Source organism: Niveispirillum fermenti (assembly GCF_048066175.1).
In the GTDB taxonomy this organism is placed as follows: domain Bacteria; phylum Pseudomonadota; class Alphaproteobacteria; order Azospirillales; family Azospirillaceae; genus Niveispirillum; species Niveispirillum fermenti.
On record NZ_JBLTXA010000014.1, the window covers coordinates 96,584 to 114,901 of the forward strand.

Genomic DNA, 18,318 nt, shown 5'->3' on the forward strand with positions numbered 1-18,318 from the left:
GGTTCTCGTGACTTATCATAGGTAAAACCAATCATTACCATTCAAACAATCGATTTTACCAGTGGGACCGTACCCCTTAAGGTTCGGTTCATCCCATACACCTACCCCGCAGGGAGATATGAAAATGGCTCATCGCATGACCACCTCGGCAGGGGCGCCGGTTCCCGACAACCAGAACAGCCTGTCAGCCGGTCCCCGCGGCCCGCTGCTGATGCAGGATTACCAGTTGATCGAGAAGCTGGCGCACCAGAACCGGGAGCGTATTCCGGAGCGCGTGGTGCATGCCAAGGGTTGGGGCGCCTTCGGGACGCTGACCATCACGAACGACATTTCCCGCTATACCCGCGCCCGGATCTTTGGCGAGGTGGGCAAGAAGACTAGCCTGTTGCTCCGCTTTTCGACCGTCGCGGGTGAAATGGGGGCTGCCGATGCCGAACGCGACGTGCGCGGCTTTGCCATCAAGTTCTACACCGAGGAAGGCAACTGGGACCTGGTCGGGAACAACACGCCCGTCTTCTTCGTGCGCGACCCGCTGAAATTCCCGGACTTCATCCACACGCAGAAGCGCCACCCCCGCACCAACCTGCGCAGTCCCACGGCGATGTGGGATTTCTGGTCCCTGTCGCCGGAAAGCCTGCATCAGGTGACGATCCTGTTCAGCGACCGCGGCCTGCCCGTCAGCCCACGCTTCATGAACGGCTATGGCAGCCACACCTACAGCTTATGGAACCATGATGGTGAGCGGTTCTGGGTGAAGTTCCACTTCAAGACCCGGCAGGGCCACACATTCCTGACCAATGGCGAGGCTGCGGAGGTCATTGGCCACAGCCGGGAGAGCTATCAGGAGGATTTGTTCGGGTCCATTGAAAAGGGTGCCTTTCCGCAATGGACCGTACAGGTCCAGATCATGCCCGAGGCGGATGCCGAAAAGACACCCTACAATCCGTTCGACCTGACCAAGGTCTGGCCGCATGGTGATTATCCGCCCATCGATGTCGGTGTGCTGGAACTGAACCGCAATGCGGACAATTACTTCGCCGAGATCGAGCAGGCGGCTTTCAGCCCGTCAAATGTGGTTCCCGGCATCGGGCACAGCCCGGACAAGATGCTTCAGGCCCGCATCTTCTCCTATGCCGATGCCCATCGCTACCGGCTGGGCACACATTATGAAGCACTGCCCGTCAATGCCCCGAAATGCCCGTTCCATCATTATCACAAGGATGGGGCCATGCGGTTCTTCCGTAACGACACGGGCAATCCCGATGCCTATTACGAGCCCAACAGCTTTGATGGTCCGGTCGAGGACCCGTCGGTGCAGGAACCGCCGCTGCGGATCAGCGGGGACGCGACCCGGTATGATCACCGGGAGGGGAATGACGATTACAGCCAGCCCCGGGCATTGTTCAACCTGTTCGATGATGATCAGAAGCAAAGGCTGTTCAGCAATATCGCCGCCGCCATGGATGGCGTGCCCGACTTCATTGTTCAGCGCCAGCTTGGCCACTTTGCCAAGGTCCATCCGGACTATGCCGCCGGCGTCGCCAGGGCACTCGGTGTCACGATGCGGTCCGATCCGGCCGCGTAACCCCGACAATGATGCCCCCGGTTGCGACGTCGCAACCGGGGGCGATGGAAAGGACCCGTGCCATGACCGCCATGCCCCGGAGAACCAGCCGCCTGACCCGCGGCCTGCTGCGCCTTGGTGCGGGTCTGTTCCTGCTGCTGGGGCTGATCGGTGCCGTGTTGCCCGTGATGCCCACCACGATATTCCTGCTGCTGTCGGTCTGGTGCCTGTTGCGGCTAGGGGATCGGCGGGCGGCGATGTTACTCAGTCATCCCCGATTGGGCCCGCCCCTGCGGCTGTTCATCGAACGGGGGGCGATTTCCCGGCGGGGCAAGGTTGCGGCCGTGATCGGGCTTTCGCTGGGAGGGCTCATGCTGGTGCCCTTGGCCACGGCACAGCCTTGGCTGGTTGCAGGCTGTGGCACAGGTCTGGCCATGATCGCCGTCTATCTGGTCACACGGCCCGAACCGGATGGTGTGACCATGCGGCCGGCCGCCAGCGTGACCGTCACCCTGTCACCGGGCCTGACGCCCAGATGGTTCAGCATCTCGACCGTCAATGTCAGGGTGCCATCCTGATCGATGCTAACATCCATCGCCCTTATCCTTCACCGATGCGATATCCCGTGATCGGCAGCGTAATCGGGCCATCCTGGTCCGTGCAATGGCGCACAAAGATAGGTCGGCCGGGCGGGCCCCGTGATTGACAGATAGCAGTCTCCGTCAATATGATATAAGAATATATCAATAGATCGGAGATGGGTCATGTGGATCGGCTTGCTGGGTGCCGTCAGGGACCCGTTCCGGCCGGGTGGCCCGGCTGCGGAGCTGGCACCCCTGCTGACACCGGGCCTGTCATTACGGGCGTGTCCGTCCAGGGTTCCGGCTTTTCCCCACACGCCGGTAGAACGGCTTCTGCAACAGGTCGGGCATCTGGATGCGGCGCTGGTGGCGGTTGAAGATGGCTGTACGGCCATGGTGATCGACAGTGTCGGCGATTATGGGCTGGAGGCCATCCAGGCCGCCACGCCGGTGCCGGTCTTCGGGGCGGGTTTCCAGGGAATGGCGGCGGCCGGGGCGGGGGGGCGCCGCTTCGGTATCGTCACGGTCTGGCCGGCTTCCATGAACTTCATCCCACAGGACCTGCTGCATCGGTATGGCTTTGCTGGCCAGTGCCTGGGCATCGACAATGTCGGGCAGGAAGAAGCGCTGGACCAACTGCAAGGTCCCGACGGATATCTGGCACAGGTGCGGGACGGTGCGGCCCCCATCCTTGCCACCATCAATGCGGCGGTCGCCCGCATGGCGGCCAGTGGCGCGGAGGCCGTTCTGCTGGGCTGCACCTGCATGTCCCCCCTGGCCGGCCGGATTGCGCAGGCGGCCAGCCTTCCCGTGATCAATCCGTTGCAGGAAGCTGTGCGCGCTGCCGTCGGGGTGGCGGCAACGGCTGCATCCGGCTCCGGCCGTCTGACCCTGCGCCCCGGCCGGCGCGATCTGGTGTCGCGCATGGTGGAAGGGGTGGCCGCCGATGCGCCGGAGGATTGTCCGGTCTGCATCGTGGCCAGCCTGGAGGAGGGGGCATGACACGGATCCGCCGCGGTTTCGCCGATGGCCCGCATGGGCAGATCCATTATCGCCGGGCCGGCGCCGGCGAGACCATCCTGCTGTTTCACGCCTCTCCCGGCAGTTCCAAGCAGTTGGAGCCCTTGATCGCAGCCCTGGCCGATCGCTTCGATGTCATCGCGCCCGATACGCCGGGCAATGGTGACAGCGATCCCCCGCGCCTGCCCGGCGATGCACGTCCGGCCATGGCGGATTACGCCGCCACCGCCCTGGCCTTGATGGATGGGCTGGAAGTTGCGACGTCGCATCTTTACGGTTCGCACACGGGGGCTGCCGTCGCCGCCGAACTGGCCATCCAGGCGCCGGCCCGGGTGCGCAGCGTCGTGCTGGATGGGGTTGCGGCCTTCACGGAAGCACAGCAGGCGGAATATATGGCGCGCTATGCTCCCGCCTTCACGCCGACGCTGGACGGCGACCATCTGTTGCGCGCCTTCATGTTCTGCCGTGATCAGTATATCTTCTTTCCCTGGTATCAGCGCGATGCCGGGCACCGCCGGGCCGTAGGCCTGCCGGCACCGCAGAAGCTGCACGATCTGCTGCTGGATGTGCTGAAGGCGCCGGAAACCTATCCCTGGAGCTATCACGCGGCTTTCCGCTATCCGACCCTGGCCCGTATCCCGTTGATCACCTGTCCTGTGCTGGGGGTCCTGGGTGCGGCGGACCCGCTGGCCGATGATACCCGCGCCGCCCTGGCCGCCGCCGCCAAAGGCCAGTGCCGGCAGACGCCGGGCTTCGGGGCGGCAGGCCACGGCACGGCCGTTGCGCAGGTCATCGCCGACTTCGTCGCCGGTATCGGGTGAGGTCCGTGGCCGGGAACAGGGGCACAGGCTGGGTGCCGTCAGGACGGGGGGCCCAAGGGCACCATCGCCGGGGCCGTGCCATCGGCCTTCGCCTTGGCCAGGCCCTGGTTGAAAAGCGCCAGGATCTGCTGAGCATGCGGATGGGTGCGGGCAATGACGAGGTGCAGGCTCGCTTCCCGCGTATCGGGGGAGGGAACGACGGCGACATTCCGCGCCGCGCCCGGTTCGGCCAGCCGCGCCGCGGCAATGCGCGCATCCTCCACCATGAAATCGGCGCGGCCGGCGGCGATCATGGCCAGGCAGCTTCGCTGCTGCCCCGGCGTGATGCGCTGCACCTCTCCATTGTGGATCATCGCCTCCAGCCAGGGCGGCAGGCCATAGCCGACACCGGCACAGACCAGCCGGCCCTTCATCCAGCCGGGGGCGGCGGCGGCATCGCGCTGGCCGATGGCGACGACCAGATGCTGGCGCACCATGACGATCGGATCGGAGAACAGCAGCTCGCCTTCGCGCTGCGTGGTGCGGATATAGGGGAAGGTGGCGTCGAAGCGGCCGGCCAGCGTCCCTTCATAGCCGCGCCGCCACGGCTCCACCGTCAGTTCCACCGGCCATCCGGCGGCGGCAAAAGCGCTTAGCACCGCGCGGGTGATGAGACCGCCGCCCGGCAGATCATCATCGACATAGGGTGGATAGTCACTGCCCGTGACCAGCTTCAAGGGAGATGCTGCGCCCCCTTCCTGCGCCTTGGCCGATGGGGCGGGAAGGGTCCATGTTGCCACAAGAAACAGAAGAAGGACCGCCGATCGCCGCACCCTGCCACCTGCATGCTATGGGGCCAACGCGCGGTGGACCCGTCGGCCCAGCGTAGGAGGGATCGGGACCCAAGGTCAACCCGGCCTTGTGACATGCCCCCAGACGGTAAGGATGGGGCAGGCCGTTAAAGCCAGCCCGCCAATTCCCGCTCCACGATCCGGCGCAAAAGGCCGATATGGCCGGGCTGGTCGTTCAGGCACGGGATATAGGTGAAGTCGCTCCCCCCTGCGGTAAGGAATGTCTCCCGGATGCCCTGGTCCACCTCCTCCAGTGTTTCGACGCAGTCACTGACAAAGGCGGGCGCCAGGATGGCGACCTTGCGCACACCCTGGCCCGGCAGGGATTTGACCAGGGGCTCAAGGTAGGGCTGCAGCCATTCGGTGCGGCCGAAGCGCGACTGGAACGCATGAATCAGCCGGTCCGGGCCAAAGCCCAGCCGTTCACGCAACAGGCGTGTCGTTTTCAGGCAGTAGCAATGATAGGGATCGCCCTTTTCCAGATAGGCTTTGGGCAACCCGTGATAGGAGGCGATGATCATATCCGGTTGCCAGGAAAGCCCGTTCAGATGCTGCCGCACGCTATCGGCCAGCACCTCGATATAGGCGGGATCATCGTGATACCCGGGTACCGTGCGCACGGCAGGTTGCCGGCGCAGGCGCATCAGATGCCGGAACGCCTGATCGCAGGCCGTGGCCGTGGTCGTGGCGCTATATTGCGGATACAGCGGAAACAGCAGGATGCGGTCGCAGCCCTGAGCCAACAGGCGGTCGATGGCATCGGCGGTGGCGGGATGGCCATAGCGCATCCCCCATTCCACGACCACCCGGTCGCCATGGGCCTGGGAAAGCACGGCCCGCAGCCCATCGGCCTGCGCCCGGCTATAGGTCTTCAGGGGGCTTTCATCGCGCTCCCGGTTCCAGATGCCGGCATAGGCATGACCGCTTTTGGATGGCCGGAAGGTCAGGATGATCCCCTGCAGGATCGGCTGCCAGATGAAGGGCGGTATCTCCACGACGCGGCGGTCTGACAGGAATTCCGACAGATAACGGCGCATGGACCAGTAATCGGTGCCTTCCGGCGTGCCCAGATTGATCAGCAGGACGCCGATTTTCGGCCGGGGCAGCAGCGGATGGCCGGCGGGCAGGGCAGGGGGCTGGGGCGTGACGGACAATTGCGGGCCATCCGGAAAAGGGGACAAAACCGTCCGTGTGGACGGTCTGGGTTCTAACAAGATATCCGGTGGGGCCAAACCTTCAATGACCGGGCGTCCAATCTTTTGCCGGAACGGCTGCGCCATGCTGGCGCAGGGCCGGCGGCGGCCGTGCCGCTTTCATCTGATAGAACCCCATCATTGTCTGATCGGATCTGCGTAGAGCCGGCCGCCGCGAAGCGTGACACTTCCGGTCATGGGCCAGCCCGGTTTTGGCCATGACCTTATGGAGAGATGAAATGCGCAACCAGGATGAAACCGCCGTCAGCAGGCGCTTGATGATGATGGGCGCCACCGCGGGCATGGGTGCGATTGCCGCCAGTGCAGCCGCCGGCGCCGCTTCGGGCAGGGAGGCCACCGACCCCGGACCGAACAGGCAGGGGGATCTGGCGGGCCGGCGCGTGCTGGTGACGGGCGCATCCCGTGGCATCGGCGCCGGGATCGCGCTGGAACTGGCGGACCGGGGGGCCGATGTCGCCATCACCTATCTGCATTCAACTGACAAGGCCGCCGCCATCGTCGGCGCGATGGAGGCGAAGGGCCGCCGCGCCCTGGCCATTCAGGCCGACAGCGGTGACCCAGCGGCGGTCGGGCGCTCGGTGGCTGAAACGGTCGGAAGGCTGGGCGGGCTTGACATGCTGGTCAACAATGTCGGCATCGCGCGGTCCGGCCCCCTGCAGGAGATGAGCTTGACCGATATCGATGCGCTGCTGAACGTGAATGCCCGTTCCGCTGCGCTGGCTGCCCGGGCGGCCATCCCGCATCTCCAGCAGGGCGGGCGCATCATCACCATCGGTTCCTGCCTGGCGGAGCGGGTTCCCTATCCTGGCCTGACCGTCTATTCGATGTCGAAATCGGCGCTTCTGGCCTTCACCCGCGGGCTCGCCCGCGAATTGGGCCCACGGGGCATCACGGTCAACCTTGTGCAACCGGGGCCCATCGATACCGATCAGAACCCCGCCGATGGCGATTGGGCAGAGCCCAACCGCCGGCTCACATCGCTGGGCCATTATGGCAAGCCGGCCGACATTGCGTCTGCGGTGGCCTTCCTGGCCAGCCCCGCCGCCCATTTCATGACGGGGTCGGTGGTGACGGTGGATGCGGGTTTCAACGCTTAGCGTATTTCCGCAGCCCGGTCAGGCGCCGCAGCACTTCTTGTATTTCTTGCCCGATCCGCAAGTGCAGGGATCGTTGCGGCCCACCTTCACCACGGTGCGCGGACGCTGGCCCATGATGCCGTCGGCATACCACCAGCGACCGTCCTGGCGCACGAAACGGCCTGTCTCGTGATGGACCAGGTCCTTGCCGTCCATCGTGAACTTGGCCACGAACTCGACATAGGCTTCGTCCGGAGAGGCACCATTGGCCGTGGACCGCACTTCCAGTCCCGTCCAGGTGCTGGTCCGGGCCCATTCGGTCACCTGCTCGGCGTCGAAATCGTCCTGGGTGCCGGGCAGCAGCGTCTCGCCCAGATAGGCGACATCCTGCTTGGCAAAGGCGCTGTAGCGCGAACGCATCAGGGCTTCCGGTGTCGGGGCGACGGCGGTGCGGGCCAGGAAGGGGCCGCAGCAGGCATCGAAAGCCAGGCCGGAATCGCAGGGACAAAGGCTCATATCGCTCACTCGCAAGGGCAGAAGGTTCAGTTCGGCTTGGGCCCAAGGGGATAGCGGATTGCGCCGGCCCCCGCCAGTGCGGTTATGGCAAGGGGGGCTTCCGGTGAAGCGCGTCACAGGTCCAGCGACAATTCCCGGCCCGGCTTCGGACTGTGATCATGCCAATGCAGGTTGCAGCGTGGCTCGTACAGGTCGGCCTGTCCCAGTTCCACGGTGCGGTCGTTACTGTGCTTCTTGAAGCTTTTATGCGCGTCATGCCCGCACACGGCGCAACGGGCCCGCAGCTTCTGCAACCCATCCGCCATGGCGGCCAGAGTGGCCGTCACGGGAAAGGCCCGGCCGCGCCAATCCATGTCCAGCCCGGCCACGGCCACATCGATGCCCCGGTGCAGCAGCACCCGCACATCCTCCACCAGGTCACCGTGATAATGGGGGTCGGTGCAGAACTGCACTTCATCGATGAAGACGGCGGCGATGCTGTCGGCCACGGCGGGCATGCGCGTGATCGGGATGGCGTCGAAACCGATGCCATCATGGTTGACCACCCGGTTTTCAGCATAGCGCACGTCGAAGGCGGGCTTCAGAAGCAGGATGTGCGAGCCCGTGCCATGCGTGTACCAGATGGCGCGTTTCAGGATTTCCGTGGATTTGCCGGAAAACATGGGACCGCAGATGACTTCCAGCTTTCCGTAGCGCATGCCTGTTCCCTGTCGCTTCTTCCCGGCCCGGGTTTGCTTTCCATAGCCGAGATCGGCCGTTCATGCCATGAAAACGCCATGTGATACGCGCGCCGGTAAATCCTGACGGGTCAGGATTTGCCGGTTTCGGCGGCGCGGGCTGCCGCCGCGCCAGTTGGCGCGGATACCGGGGGCAGGATTTCTCGACCCCGGTATGAGAGGGAGAGGGCGAAGGGGCATGCAGGGCTGGACCGACGGGTATGTCACGGAAATCGGCTATACGCATGGTTTCCATGCCGAGTTGCTGCCCTGGTCCATGGCGGCGGCGCTGGGGCCGCGCGCGCCCATCCGGCCCGATGCCGGCTTCGATTATTGTGAACTGGGCTTCGGGCAGGGCTTCACGCTGGCCCTGATGGCCGCTGCCAATCCCCAGGCGCGGTTCTGGGGCAATGACATCAATCCCGCCCACGTGGCCCATGTCCGGGGGCTGGCCACGCGGGCCGGGCTTGGCAATCTGACGGTCAGCGACAGGGGCTTTGCCGAATATGGCCGCGCCGGCCTGCCCGGTTTCGACATCATTGCCCTGCATGGCGTGTGGTCCTGGGTTGGACCGGTCCAGCGGGCGGAGATCGTGGACTTCATCGCCCGTCACCTGAAGCCCGGTGGCGTGGTCTATATGGGATACAATGTGTTGCCCGGCTGGGGGCAATATATGCCGCTGCGTGAATTGATGCTGGCGTCGGTGATGCGCGGGCAGGGGGGCTTGCCCGACCGTATCCAGGGCGCGCTGGCCCTGGCCGACAGGCTGCGTGCGGCTGGCGCCGCGCATTTCCAGGTCAACCCCACCGTATCGGCCCGGCTGGACCAGTTGCTGGACCGGCCCGTAGCCTATCTGGCACACGAATATTTCAACGAGAATTGGCACCCCACCTACTTCACCGATCTGGCGGCCAGTCTGGCGCCGGCCGGATTGAGCCTGGCGGCCCAGGCGCGGGCCGCCGACCGCTGGGAAGAGGAACCCCGGCGGCAGGCCATCCTTACCGCCGGGGGGGCTGCGGCGGCCGATGATCCGGCCTTTGCCGAACTGCTGCGGGATTTCCTGTCCAACCGTCCCTTCCGCCGCGACCTGTTCATCCGCGTAGGTGGGCAGGCCGGGACAGGGGATATGGCAGGTCAGGGTGACCGGATATGGGCGGCACTGGGCACGCCCCGCGACCTGCCACGCCGGGCCACGCCGGCCACCCTGCCCGTGGAGCCGCCGTTCGACGAGGCGCACGCCCTGCTGACGGCGCTGATGCAGGGGCCGCAGGCGGAGCAGGCATTGCTGGCGCCGCTGGGTGACCGGGGTCCGGCCGCGCTTGCCGCGCTGGCCGCCCTGTCGCTGGTGACGCCGGCCCTGCCGGAGACCGGGCTGGCCCGGCGTCGTGAAAGCTGTGCGCGCCTGAATGCGCTGCTGCTGGCGGACGCGCAGCAGGCCGACCGGATGACGGCCCTTGCCTGCCCCGTGACGGGCGGGGCTGTGGAGACCAGTCGCATCGAACTGCTGTTCCTGGCCGCGCTGGAAAAGGGGACGGAGCCGGCGGCCTTCGCCTGGAAGGTGCTGGAGGCGGCGGGCCAGCGCGTGCTGCGGGACGGCCGGCCGCTGGATACGCCCGACCGCAACCGTGCAGAACTGGCAGACCAGTGGGAAAGCTTTGCCCGGCGCCGCCTGCCCCTTCTGCGCCTTCTGGGTGCGGTGCAGCAGGATGGATGACGCTTTTGTACAGTCAGGATGAAAATTCGGTGTAATGCTTCGGAAGAAGGTGGCTTTTCTCGAAAGTGCGGTGCAACATGGCGGGGCGTCACCCTGACTGCCCCCCGCCGATGGAGAGACGATTCCATGCCGCGCAAGTCCGCCAAGCCCGTCATTGTCGATGCCGTTGCCCTGACTGTTCCAGAGGCGGCCGCTGCCGCCATCACGCCTCCCTCGCCCCGGAAGCCCCGCGCCGCGGCCAAGCCGCGGGCTGCCAAGGCTGAACCGGCAGCGAAGAAGAAGGTGACGACCGCACCCCTGGCCGCCGAACCCTCGCAGGATCAGGTGGCTGAGGAAGCCTACCTGCTGTGGTTGAGCGAGGGCCAGCCGCAGGGACGTGATGTCGAACATTGGCTGGTGGCCGAACAGATCGTTCGCAGCCGGCTATCCCTGCTGTCCGCCGCCGTTCACACGGCCTGACCATCGCTGCCGGCCGGGCGACGGCCGCCCCCCGCGCATCCAAGCCCCCGCCCCTGAAAGGCGGGGGTTTTTGTTTGACCCGGCGAAGCTTGCCGTTTCCGGCTTTTCCAGCCGGCAGAAATTGCCGCCTATCATGTGCGACAGGGGGATTTTTCACATAACTATCTGATAAACAACAACTTCATCAAGTTGGCCCGCCCGTTGCATCTCTGGGGGCGGGCCGGTCGTGGGGATCGGTCCTGACGCAAAGTCGGCAAAAGGAACCGGTCGATGACCAGCCTCTTCGGCGTTCTCTCAAACACGACAAGCACCTTGAAGATGATTCAGGGCCAGCTGTCGCTTGTTGCCGAGAATGTGGCCAAGGCCGATGATCCCAACCGTTCCCGCCACACGTTGGAACAGACGACCGACAGCCGCGGCAACGCCGTCGTGGCCCAGTACAAGCGTCAGGTCGATGTCGCCCTGCGCGTGCAGCTTGAGCAGACCATTTCGGAGGAGTCCAGCGCCACGACCCTGGCCGGCTATATGCGCCGGGTTACGGATTTGTTGGGGACCACGGGCGGCACGCCGCCGCTTTCCGATAGTCTGGAGAAATTTGAATCCGCCTGGCGCGAACTGTCCGCCAATCCGGAAAATGTCGTCGCCAAGAACCAGATCGTGATCTATGGAGAGGATATCGCGCGGGAGATGCAGCGCCTGTCCTCGGGCATCGGCGATCTTGAAAAGCAGCTCGACAATGATATCCGCGGTTCCGTTGATCAGTTGAACAGCGCGCTTGCCGAGATCGACAAGCTGAATGCCGATATCCTTGCTACCCGGGGGGCGGGCGATCCGACCCTGGCCATGGAGGATCGGCGCGACCAGCTCGTGCGCGATGTGGCCAGCATGATGAGCATCCGCACCGTGGAGCGCGCGGACGGCAAGCTGTCGATCTTCACCAGTTCGGGCATCTCGCTGTTGGATGCCGCCCCGGTCAAGTTCACCTATGACAATGGGGAGCTTCGGTCCACCGGGTCGGACCGGGATCTTTCCGGCATGGTCTCCGACGGCAAGCTGGGCGCCCTGCTGGAACTGCGGGCCGATGGATCGACCAAGGACCCGGTCCAGGCCGCTTCCAGCCTGCCCGGTGCGGAGGTTCTGCGCAAACTGCGCTCGCAGCTGGAGGCGGTGGCACAGGCTTTCCTGGGCCCGACCAAGGCGGGCGAGCCCACCAGCTTCGCCGATGCCTACAGCCAGGCATCGCCGACGGCCGAGGGTGAGTTGCCGGACCGTTTCTTCATCGGTAACGGGGCCGGTACCTTCGGCATCAACCCGGCCCTGCTGTCGGGCCAGCTTCAGGTGAAGACCAGCGCGGCGGAGAGCGTGTCCACGGCGCTCAATAGCTCGGGCCGCAGCATCACGGCCGACGGGTTGCGCGCCACGGGCCTGACCTACAGCTCCATGGTCAGCACCATGATCACCCAGTGGAGCGCCAATTCAAAGGTGGTGGGCGAACAGGCAACCATCGCCACGGATTTCAAGATGCAACTGGATGTTCGCTACAAGAACAATGTCGGCGTCAACATGGATGAGGAAATCGCCATGTTGCAGGTCCTCCAGCGCAACTATTCCGCCGCCGCCCGCGTGATGCAGACGGTCAACAACATGTTGGACGCCATCGAGGGGATCGTGAGATGACGGGCATCAGCAGCTACGCCAGCTATCTTAATCTGGTCCGGACCGTTACGGGCGGTCAGAGGAACATCGATACGCTGTCCCAGCAATTGTCGTCCGGCAAGCAATCGACGGATGTCGCCTTCTATGGCGTGCAGACGCAGCGCCTGCTGGACCTGCGCACCGAACTGGTACGCCGGCAGAGCTATACGCAGGTCATCGATCAGACCTCCACGCGGGTGCAATCCTACAATACGATCATGGAGCGCATGGCCGACATGGCGTCGGAACTGACCAGCACGACGCGCCTGCCCGCCGGACCGGGCGCGGTGCGCGTCAGCACCGTCAACAATGCGACGGCCGGTTCCATGAAGGTCAGCGTGGACCTGACCAACAGCCGCTTCATGGCCGAAGCCACCTATACCGTTTCCGCGATCCCCAGCCGCAGCGGCCCGCCGGGCAGCTTCGATGTGACGGTCTCCGATGGTCTGGGCGGTGTCGCCACCAACACCATCAATCTGAAGCAGGTGCCGCCGCAGGTCGATGCCGATCGTTTCACGATCACTGGCGGGCCGGGCGATGGCGCCATCGTCAAGCTGAACATCGAGAAGCTGGAAGGTTCCGGCATCTCCTCCTTCGATGTGAGCTGGCCGGAACTGACCGCCACAAAGGAAATCATCAAGGGGATGACGGCGGAACTGCAGTCGCTTCTGAACCAGAAGGTCGGCGACCGCTATCTCTTCGCCGGGTCACGCTATGACACGGTGCCTGTGGGCGACCTGATCTCCGCCAAGCAGATCAATCGCGTCACCCTGGTGGGCGAGCGCGGCGACGTGGGCACGACCTACGAGATGACCCTGAATGGCAAGCGCTTCACCTATGTCACGACGGGACAGGAACAGTCGCTGAACGAGGCGCTGACCAACAGCACCGGCACAGGCCTGGTCGACCAGATCAAGGCCTACCAGCCGCCCCTGAACGTCACCGCATCGGTACTGAACGGGGTGGTCACGGTCACCGGCAACGATCCCAAGGAAGGCTTCACGCTGGCCACCAACGTCTATGAGCCGGGGCGGCACAACAACCGGATCGAGGCGTCCCCCCTGGCCATCGACGGCGACACGGCCCCCTTCACCATCCAGACGGCCAGCGAAACCCAGGAGCAGATTGATCATGTGAAGCTGCACGGGGCGGAGGCCGATGTCGGCGATGTGTTCAACATCTCCATCGGGGCGCGCACCATCGTGCAGAATGACGGCGCCCCCGAACAGGTGGTGATCGCCGGACCGACCGAATATTCCTATGTCGTCGGGCCGAAGGATTTCGACGAGATCGCGGCCATGCCGGCCCCGCAGCCCTCCATGTCGGCCTTCGTGGCAACCAAGCTGATGGACCAGATCAATGCCGACGGGACCTCTCCGGTCGTCGCCAGCATCGATCCCGCTGACGATACGAACATCGTGCTGACGGCCAAGGAAAATAATTCCCAGTTCCAGACCGAAGCCAGCATCAACAATGCCGGCAACCGCACGATGCTGGTCAACAACAAGCTGCCGCCGCTGGCCGAGCATGGTGATTTCACCAGCACCACGCGGCCCCCGGACCTGCCCTTCTACGACACGCAATATGCTGCCAATGCCACCAGCACCGCGGCCTATGACATCGCCCGCGTGCAGGTGGATGACGGCTACACGGTCAGCTATGGCGTCACCAGCAACGATCCCGCCATCCAGAAGCTGGTCAACGCCCTGCGCAGCCTGACGGCCGCCGTGGCCCGCCCCGGCGAGTACAGCCAGCGGATGAACGAGGCGCGCGACGTGCTGACCGGTGTCACCGGCGAGTTGCGGGGCGCCCAGGCCCGCGTCGCGAACGCCAACACGGCCATGGAGAATGTGCGCTCCCGCCATCAGGACGCGCTGACCAAGGCCAAGAACGAATTGGCCGGCATCGAAGGCATCGACGAGAACGAGGTCGCCGTCCGCCTGAAGGCCGCCATGAGTTCGCAGGAAGCTACCTACACGGTCGCGTCCCGCGCAAATTCCCTCTCCCTCATCAACTTCCTCACCTGAATCGCAGCAATCATCCATCCAAGGAGAACCGACATGAACGCCTATGTTTCCCAGAATGCCATCGCCCCCGTTTCCGCCGGCCAGAGTGCGGCAGGCACCCCGGAAGAACAGATGCGCGTCCGCCTGTTCGACCAGTTCAACAACTTCTGGATCAATGCCGTGAAGGACGGTGTGCCCTATGACATGGTTGGCACCATGACTGTCACGGCCGCCATCTATGGCCTGCTGGCCAAGCATGGCGCCGGCACGACCGTGGAGTTCCTGGAAGGTATCACAGAGGATGTGCGGTCCGGGCTCTTCAGCCTGCCGCGTCCCAACTGATCCCCCCCTCTTGTCATCCCTGTCGTGCCGCAAGGGCCGGTTCCGCATATGGCGGGCCGGCCCTTTCCCATGTTCGCTCCCCCCCCGGCAAAAGCCCCCCGCCGGGCGGCAAAAACCGCCGGGCCAGAGCCCGGCAATCTTTGTCACCACCGGCTTGCAGATACCGACCATTTAAGGATTTTCCTTCCATATCAGATAGATGGTGGATTTTCAGGTAGTTGGCACGGTCCGTGCTTAATAGACAGCGACACGCCAATACCCTGACGGGAGCCCTTCCATGAGCATCTTCGGATCGTTGACCACCGGCATTTCGGGCCTGCAGGCGCAGGCTTCGGCGCTGGGGCATATCTCGGACAATATCGCCAACTCCCGCACCACGGGTTACAAGCGCGTTGACACGTCCTTCAGCAATCTCGTGCTGCAGTCCAACTCGCGCGTTCACAATCCCGGCGGCGTGGTGGCCCGTCCCAGCTATGCCAACAATGTGGCCGGCAATATCGAGACCGTCGATCGCACGACCAACCTGGCCATCCGCGGACAGGGCTTCTTCAGCGTCAGCCGCCTGACCACGGTGAACGGGGTCAGCACCCCGACCGACGGGCGTTTCTACACCCGTGACGGCAGCTTTGAACTGAACGATCAGCGCACGCTGGTCAACAATTCCGGCTATGCACTGAACGGCTATATCTACAACGAGGCGACGGGCGCCTATTCCACGACCGTTTCGCCGATCCAGGTGACGGCCGATATCGACAGCCCCGTGGCCACCCGCTCCATCGAGCTGCGGGCCAACCTGCCGACCACGCCGACGCCGGGCCAGGCCATCCAGCCCACAACCATCCAGGTGTTCGATGCCACGGGCACGCCGCGCGACATCACCCTGGGCTGGCGGCCGGGACAGACCGAAGGGTCCTGGCGCCTGACCATCGACACGCCGGGCGCCGTCGGCAGCCAGCCGCTGGCCGGCAGCCTGCCCGGCTATCCCGTCAGCTCGCAATCGACCAGCATGACCCAGGGCACCCAGCCGCGCCAGCAGATCGAGGAGGTGCAGTTCACCTCTCCCAGCGGCAACGGCGCCTTCAAGGTTGGCGACGCCTATCAGGTGACGGTCAATGGCGTGAACTTCACCGAGACAATCACGACCAACAATGCCTCCCAGCTTTCCAACCTGGCGGGCGTGGCCCAGTCGCTGGCGGACAAGATCAACGGCGCCGTCCCCCCGGTGGGTGTCACGGCCACCGTTTCCAACGGGCGCCTGCGGATCTCCTCCTCCACCGCCGGCCAGGGCTTCGACCTGACGACGGCGGTTACCAACGCCACGCCCACCACGAACACCGTCAATCCCCCGGTCACCACCACGGCCACGGCCAGTCAGCCGCAGCAGAGCGTGGTGACCTTTGCCGGCAGTTCCATCGATATCGGTGACGTCTTCACCATCAATGTCGACAATGCCAGCTCGCGGACCTACCGCGTGGAGGTAACGGCCGCCAATATCGGCCAGTTGCGCGACCTGAACGGTGTCGTGACGGCCCTGGCCGCCCAGATCAACGCCAATTCGGCGGGTGAGCGGGTTGTTGCCTCCGTCACAGGCAATTCCCTGACCCTGCGCGGCACGACCCTGGGCGAGCCGTTCAGTGTCGGTGAGCAACTGGGCATGACGACGACGGCCAATGCCACCGGCGTGCAGCAGGTGACCGAACTGTCCTATCCCGACCGCACACCGGTGGCGGGTGACACGTTCAGCATGACCATCGGCGGTACCGTTTATTCCCACACGCTGACGGCGGCTGACATCGCTGCCCTTCCGGCCAACCCGTCGATGAGCGACGCGCTGACCCTGGTGGCGCCGCCGGCGCCGGGCGTGACATTGCTGCAGGATGGCGGCGGTACCGCCCCGCCGGTGAACGTCAGCGCCAGCGGCAACCGGCTGATCCTGACGGCACCGGTCGCGGGCACGGGTTTCTCCGTCACGGCACGTGACAACCTGATGCAGCCGGCGATCACCAACGCCCTGCCGGCCGACAACACGACCTTCGTCAGCTCGGTGCAGGGGAACATCTCCGGCAGCCGGCAGACACAGCGCATCTCCATCACGGGCGTGCCCGGCGATGTGGGGGCCACCTATTCCGTCACACTGCGCAGCCCCACGGCGATCCAGACGAACCCCGTCGCCATGCGGGGCACGACGACGCAGCAGCCGACGGCCACCCTGCCGCAGATCACCCAGATCGGCTATCCGAACCGGGCGCCCGTGGCGAACGAGGTCTACAGCGTCACGGTGAACGGCACGACCTATTCGCACACGCTGACCGCCGCCGACATCGCGGGTCCGCCGGCACTGGCGACCATGAATGATACGTTGAATTTCGTGGCGGGCCAGCTTGGCCTGCCGGCCGGGATCACCGCGTCCGCCACCGGCAATAATCTGATCCTGACCTCGACCCCGAATAACAGCTTCACGGTTACCGGGACCGATGCCATCGCCACCACCACCGATGCCGCCTCGCAATTCTTCGACTTCTCCAACACCACGGCGGCGCCGACGGTGGGCAACCGTTATGCCATCACCATGAACGGCACGACCTATGCGATGCAGATATCCGAACAGAATCTGGCCGACTTCCCCACGGTGGCCAGCGTGCTGGACAATCTGGTGACCCGGGTCGGCAATGATTTCGGCGCCCCCTTCACGGCCAATGCCGTCAAGACCAACGGTGTCACGACCGGCATCACGCTGACGGCCAAGGATGCCAGCATCCCGCTGGACGGCACGCAGGCCATTCCCGAAAGCTTCAACCGGACCATCACCTATACGACCACCGGCAGCGAGGTGTCGCTGGACGAGATCGCCGCCAACCTGGCCCTGAAGGTCAACCAGGATAGCGGCGTGCCGGTCCAGGCCACATCGGTGGGCGGCGTGCTGACCTTTACCAGCAACCAGGACGGCATCGCCTTCCTTGGCGAGCCGTCATCGACGGCGGGCACGACGCCGGCCCATATCACGCTGGGCTTTGGCGGTACACTGCCCAACGGCGAGTTGGCCAAGGCCGGCACGCTGTCCAGCCTGTCGTCGGCCAATGTCGGCCTCGGCAATGCGACAGTCAGCGCCGTGACGGAAGCCGGGCAGCCGGCGCAGGTGACCTTCCTGGTCGATTACGGCAACGGGCCGCAGCGCATGACCCTGGACCTCGGCACCTTCGGCGAGGCAACGGGCCTGACGCAGTATGATGGCAGCACGATCAACGTCACCTCATTGCTTCAGGATGGCAGCCCGCAGGGCACCTTCCGCGACGTGGAGATCCGGGACAATGGTGATGTCGTGGCCAATTACGACAATGGCCGCCGGCGGATCATCGCCCAGGTGCCGCTGGTCCTGTTCAACGACCCCAACTCCCTGTCGCGTGAGACGGGTGGGGTGTTCACGGAAACCTCGGAAAGTGGCCGCGCGCGTTTCACCAGCACGGGCATCAATGGTGCTGGCACCATCGCCACCAGCTCGCTGGAGGGATCGAACGTGGATATCGCGCAGGAATTCACGAAGCTGATCGTGGCCCAGCGTTCCTACACGGCCAATACCCGCGTCATCACGACGACCGACGAAATGCTGACGGAGACGATCAATCTGAAGCGGTAAGGCATCGGGCGGCAGCGGCCCCTTACCCCTAGCTGCGCGGCGTGTCGATCCCGGCCCCTTTCCAGGGCCGGGATTTCGCGTTTCCGGGCCATGCGGGGGCCGGGGGTGGTCGCGGGCGGTAAACGGCGTT

At 64.8% G+C, this 18,318-nt stretch carries 15 protein-coding genes; 11 read left to right on the forward strand and 4 right to left on the reverse strand.

Annotated features, from left to right (window positions below; translation table 11 throughout):
* The first annotated feature begins 124 nt into the window (after nt 1-124).
* From ACM9LZ_RS15250 to ACM9LZ_RS15265, 4 genes are all read left to right on the forward strand, one after another.
* Nucleotides 125-1,585 carry a catalase gene (locus ACM9LZ_RS15250; RefSeq protein WP_416620349.1) on the forward strand — a complete coding sequence of 487 codons (1,461 nt, stop codon included), beginning with the start codon at nt 125-127 and terminating at the stop codon, nt 1,583-1,585.
* A gap of 62 nt (nt 1,586-1,647) precedes the next feature.
* A complete protein-coding gene (locus ACM9LZ_RS15255; protein WP_416620350.1) occupies nt 1,648-2,142 on the forward strand; it encodes a YbaN family protein in 495 nt (164 codons plus the stop codon).
* 186 nt (nt 2,143-2,328) lie between these two features.
* Nucleotides 2,329-3,147 carry an aspartate/glutamate racemase family protein gene (locus ACM9LZ_RS15260; protein ID WP_416620351.1) on the forward strand — a complete coding sequence of 273 codons (819 nt, stop codon included), beginning with the start codon at nt 2,329-2,331 and terminating at the stop codon, nt 3,145-3,147.
* Nucleotides 3,144-3,986: an alpha/beta fold hydrolase gene (locus tag ACM9LZ_RS15265; protein WP_416620352.1), complete on the forward strand. Its 843-nt coding sequence runs from the start codon at nt 3,144-3,146 to the stop codon at nt 3,984-3,986. Before ACM9LZ_RS15260 ends, ACM9LZ_RS15265 begins: the two co-directional genes overlap by 4 nt.
* A 38-nt stretch (nt 3,987-4,024) precedes the next feature.
* Here ACM9LZ_RS15265 and ACM9LZ_RS15270 read toward each other — a convergent pair whose 3' ends face one another.
* Both ACM9LZ_RS15270 and hemH read right to left on the reverse strand, forming a co-directional pair.
* Complete coding sequence (locus tag ACM9LZ_RS15270) at nt 4,025-4,702, reverse strand: substrate-binding periplasmic protein (RefSeq protein WP_416620353.1); 678 nt, start codon at nt 4,700-4,702, stop codon at nt 4,025-4,027.
* A 221-nt stretch (nt 4,703-4,923) separates the two neighbouring features.
* Complete coding sequence (gene hemH / locus ACM9LZ_RS15275; RefSeq protein ID WP_416620354.1) at nt 4,924-5,970, reverse strand: ferrochelatase; 1,047 nt, start codon at nt 5,968-5,970, stop codon at nt 4,924-4,926.
* A 278-nt stretch (nt 5,971-6,248) separates the two neighbouring features.
* On the opposite strand from hemH, the gene ACM9LZ_RS15280 reads away from it, so the two are divergent.
* Entirely contained in the window at nt 6,249-7,127 is an 879-nt protein-coding gene (locus ACM9LZ_RS15280) for an SDR family NAD(P)-dependent oxidoreductase (RefSeq protein ID WP_416620355.1), read from the forward strand.
* A gap of 18 nt (nt 7,128-7,145) precedes the next feature.
* Here ACM9LZ_RS15280 and ACM9LZ_RS15285 read toward each other — a convergent pair whose 3' ends face one another.
* Complete coding sequence (locus tag ACM9LZ_RS15285; RefSeq protein WP_416620356.1) at nt 7,146-7,622, reverse strand: YchJ family protein; 477 nt, start codon at nt 7,620-7,622, stop codon at nt 7,146-7,148.
* Nucleotides 7,623-7,735: 113 nt separating this feature from the next.
* Complete coding sequence (locus tag ACM9LZ_RS15290) at nt 7,736-8,320, reverse strand: thymidine kinase (RefSeq protein ID WP_416620357.1); 585 nt, start codon at nt 8,318-8,320, stop codon at nt 7,736-7,738.
* A 217-nt stretch (nt 8,321-8,537) separates the two neighbouring features.
* Here ACM9LZ_RS15290 and ACM9LZ_RS15295 point away from each other — a divergent pair, with 217 nt between their 5' ends.
* The 6 genes from ACM9LZ_RS15295 (at nt 8,538) to ACM9LZ_RS15320 (ending at nt 18,188) form a co-directional block, all read left to right on the forward strand.
* Complete coding sequence (locus tag ACM9LZ_RS15295; protein WP_416620358.1) at nt 8,538-10,052, forward strand: class I SAM-dependent methyltransferase; 1,515 nt, start codon at nt 8,538-8,540, stop codon at nt 10,050-10,052.
* A 126-nt stretch (nt 10,053-10,178) separates the two neighbouring features.
* Complete coding sequence (locus ACM9LZ_RS15300; RefSeq protein WP_416620359.1) at nt 10,179-10,511, forward strand: DUF2934 domain-containing protein; 333 nt, start codon at nt 10,179-10,181, stop codon at nt 10,509-10,511.
* Nucleotides 10,512-10,781: 270 nt separating this feature from the next.
* The gene (gene flgK / locus ACM9LZ_RS15305) at nt 10,782-12,188 is read left to right on the forward strand and encodes a flagellar hook-associated protein FlgK (protein ID WP_416620360.1); all 1,407 of its coding nucleotides are present in this window, start codon (nt 10,782-10,784) and stop codon (nt 12,186-12,188) included.
* Nucleotides 12,185-14,233, forward strand: a complete 2,049-nt coding sequence (locus ACM9LZ_RS15310; protein ID WP_416620361.1) for a hypothetical protein — start codon at nt 12,185-12,187, stop codon at nt 14,231-14,233. Before flgK ends, ACM9LZ_RS15310 begins: the two co-directional genes overlap by 4 nt.
* Nucleotides 14,234-14,266: 33 nt before the next feature.
* On the forward strand, nt 14,267-14,554 hold the full coding sequence (locus ACM9LZ_RS15315; RefSeq protein WP_416620362.1) for a hypothetical protein: 288 nt from the start codon (nt 14,267-14,269) through the stop codon (nt 14,552-14,554).
* Between the two features lie 277 nt (nt 14,555-14,831).
* Nucleotides 14,832-18,188: a flagellar hook-basal body complex protein gene (locus ACM9LZ_RS15320; protein ID WP_416620363.1), complete on the forward strand. Its 3,357-nt coding sequence runs from the start codon at nt 14,832-14,834 to the stop codon at nt 18,186-18,188.
* The last annotated feature ends 130 nt before the right edge of the window (nt 18,189-18,318 follow it).

Bases quoted from the DNA above. Each gene is read 5' to 3' on its own strand.
- ACM9LZ_RS15250 (WP_416620349.1), top strand. From the start codon at position 125: ATGGCTCATCGCATGACCACCTCGGCAGGGGCGCCGGTTCCCGACAAC.
- ACM9LZ_RS15255 (WP_416620350.1), top strand. From the start codon at position 1,648: ATGACCGCCATGCCCCGGAGAACCAGCCGCCTGACCCGCGGCCTGCTG.
- ACM9LZ_RS15260 (WP_416620351.1), top strand. From the start codon at position 2,329: ATGTGGATCGGCTTGCTGGGTGCCGTCAGGGACCCGTTCCGGCCGGGT.
- ACM9LZ_RS15265 (WP_416620352.1), top strand. From the start codon at position 3,144: ATGACACGGATCCGCCGCGGTTTCGCCGATGGCCCGCATGGGCAGATC.
- ACM9LZ_RS15280 (WP_416620355.1), top strand. From the start codon at position 6,249: ATGCGCAACCAGGATGAAACCGCCGTCAGCAGGCGCTTGATGATGATG.
- ACM9LZ_RS15285 (WP_416620356.1), bottom strand. From the start codon at position 7,622: ATGAGCCTTTGTCCCTGCGATTCCGGCCTGGCTTTCGATGCCTGCTGC.
- ACM9LZ_RS15290 (WP_416620357.1), bottom strand. From the start codon at position 8,320: ATGCGCTACGGAAAGCTGGAAGTCATCTGCGGTCCCATGTTTTCCGGC.
- ACM9LZ_RS15295 (WP_416620358.1), top strand. From the start codon at position 8,538: ATGCAGGGCTGGACCGACGGGTATGTCACGGAAATCGGCTATACGCAT.
- ACM9LZ_RS15300 (WP_416620359.1), top strand. From the start codon at position 10,179: ATGCCGCGCAAGTCCGCCAAGCCCGTCATTGTCGATGCCGTTGCCCTG.
- flgK (WP_416620360.1), top strand. From the start codon at position 10,782: ATGACCAGCCTCTTCGGCGTTCTCTCAAACACGACAAGCACCTTGAAG.
- ACM9LZ_RS15310 (WP_416620361.1), top strand. From the start codon at position 12,185: ATGACGGGCATCAGCAGCTACGCCAGCTATCTTAATCTGGTCCGGACC.
- ACM9LZ_RS15315 (WP_416620362.1), top strand. From the start codon at position 14,267: ATGAACGCCTATGTTTCCCAGAATGCCATCGCCCCCGTTTCCGCCGGC.
- ACM9LZ_RS15320 (WP_416620363.1), top strand. From the start codon at position 14,832: ATGAGCATCTTCGGATCGTTGACCACCGGCATTTCGGGCCTGCAGGCG.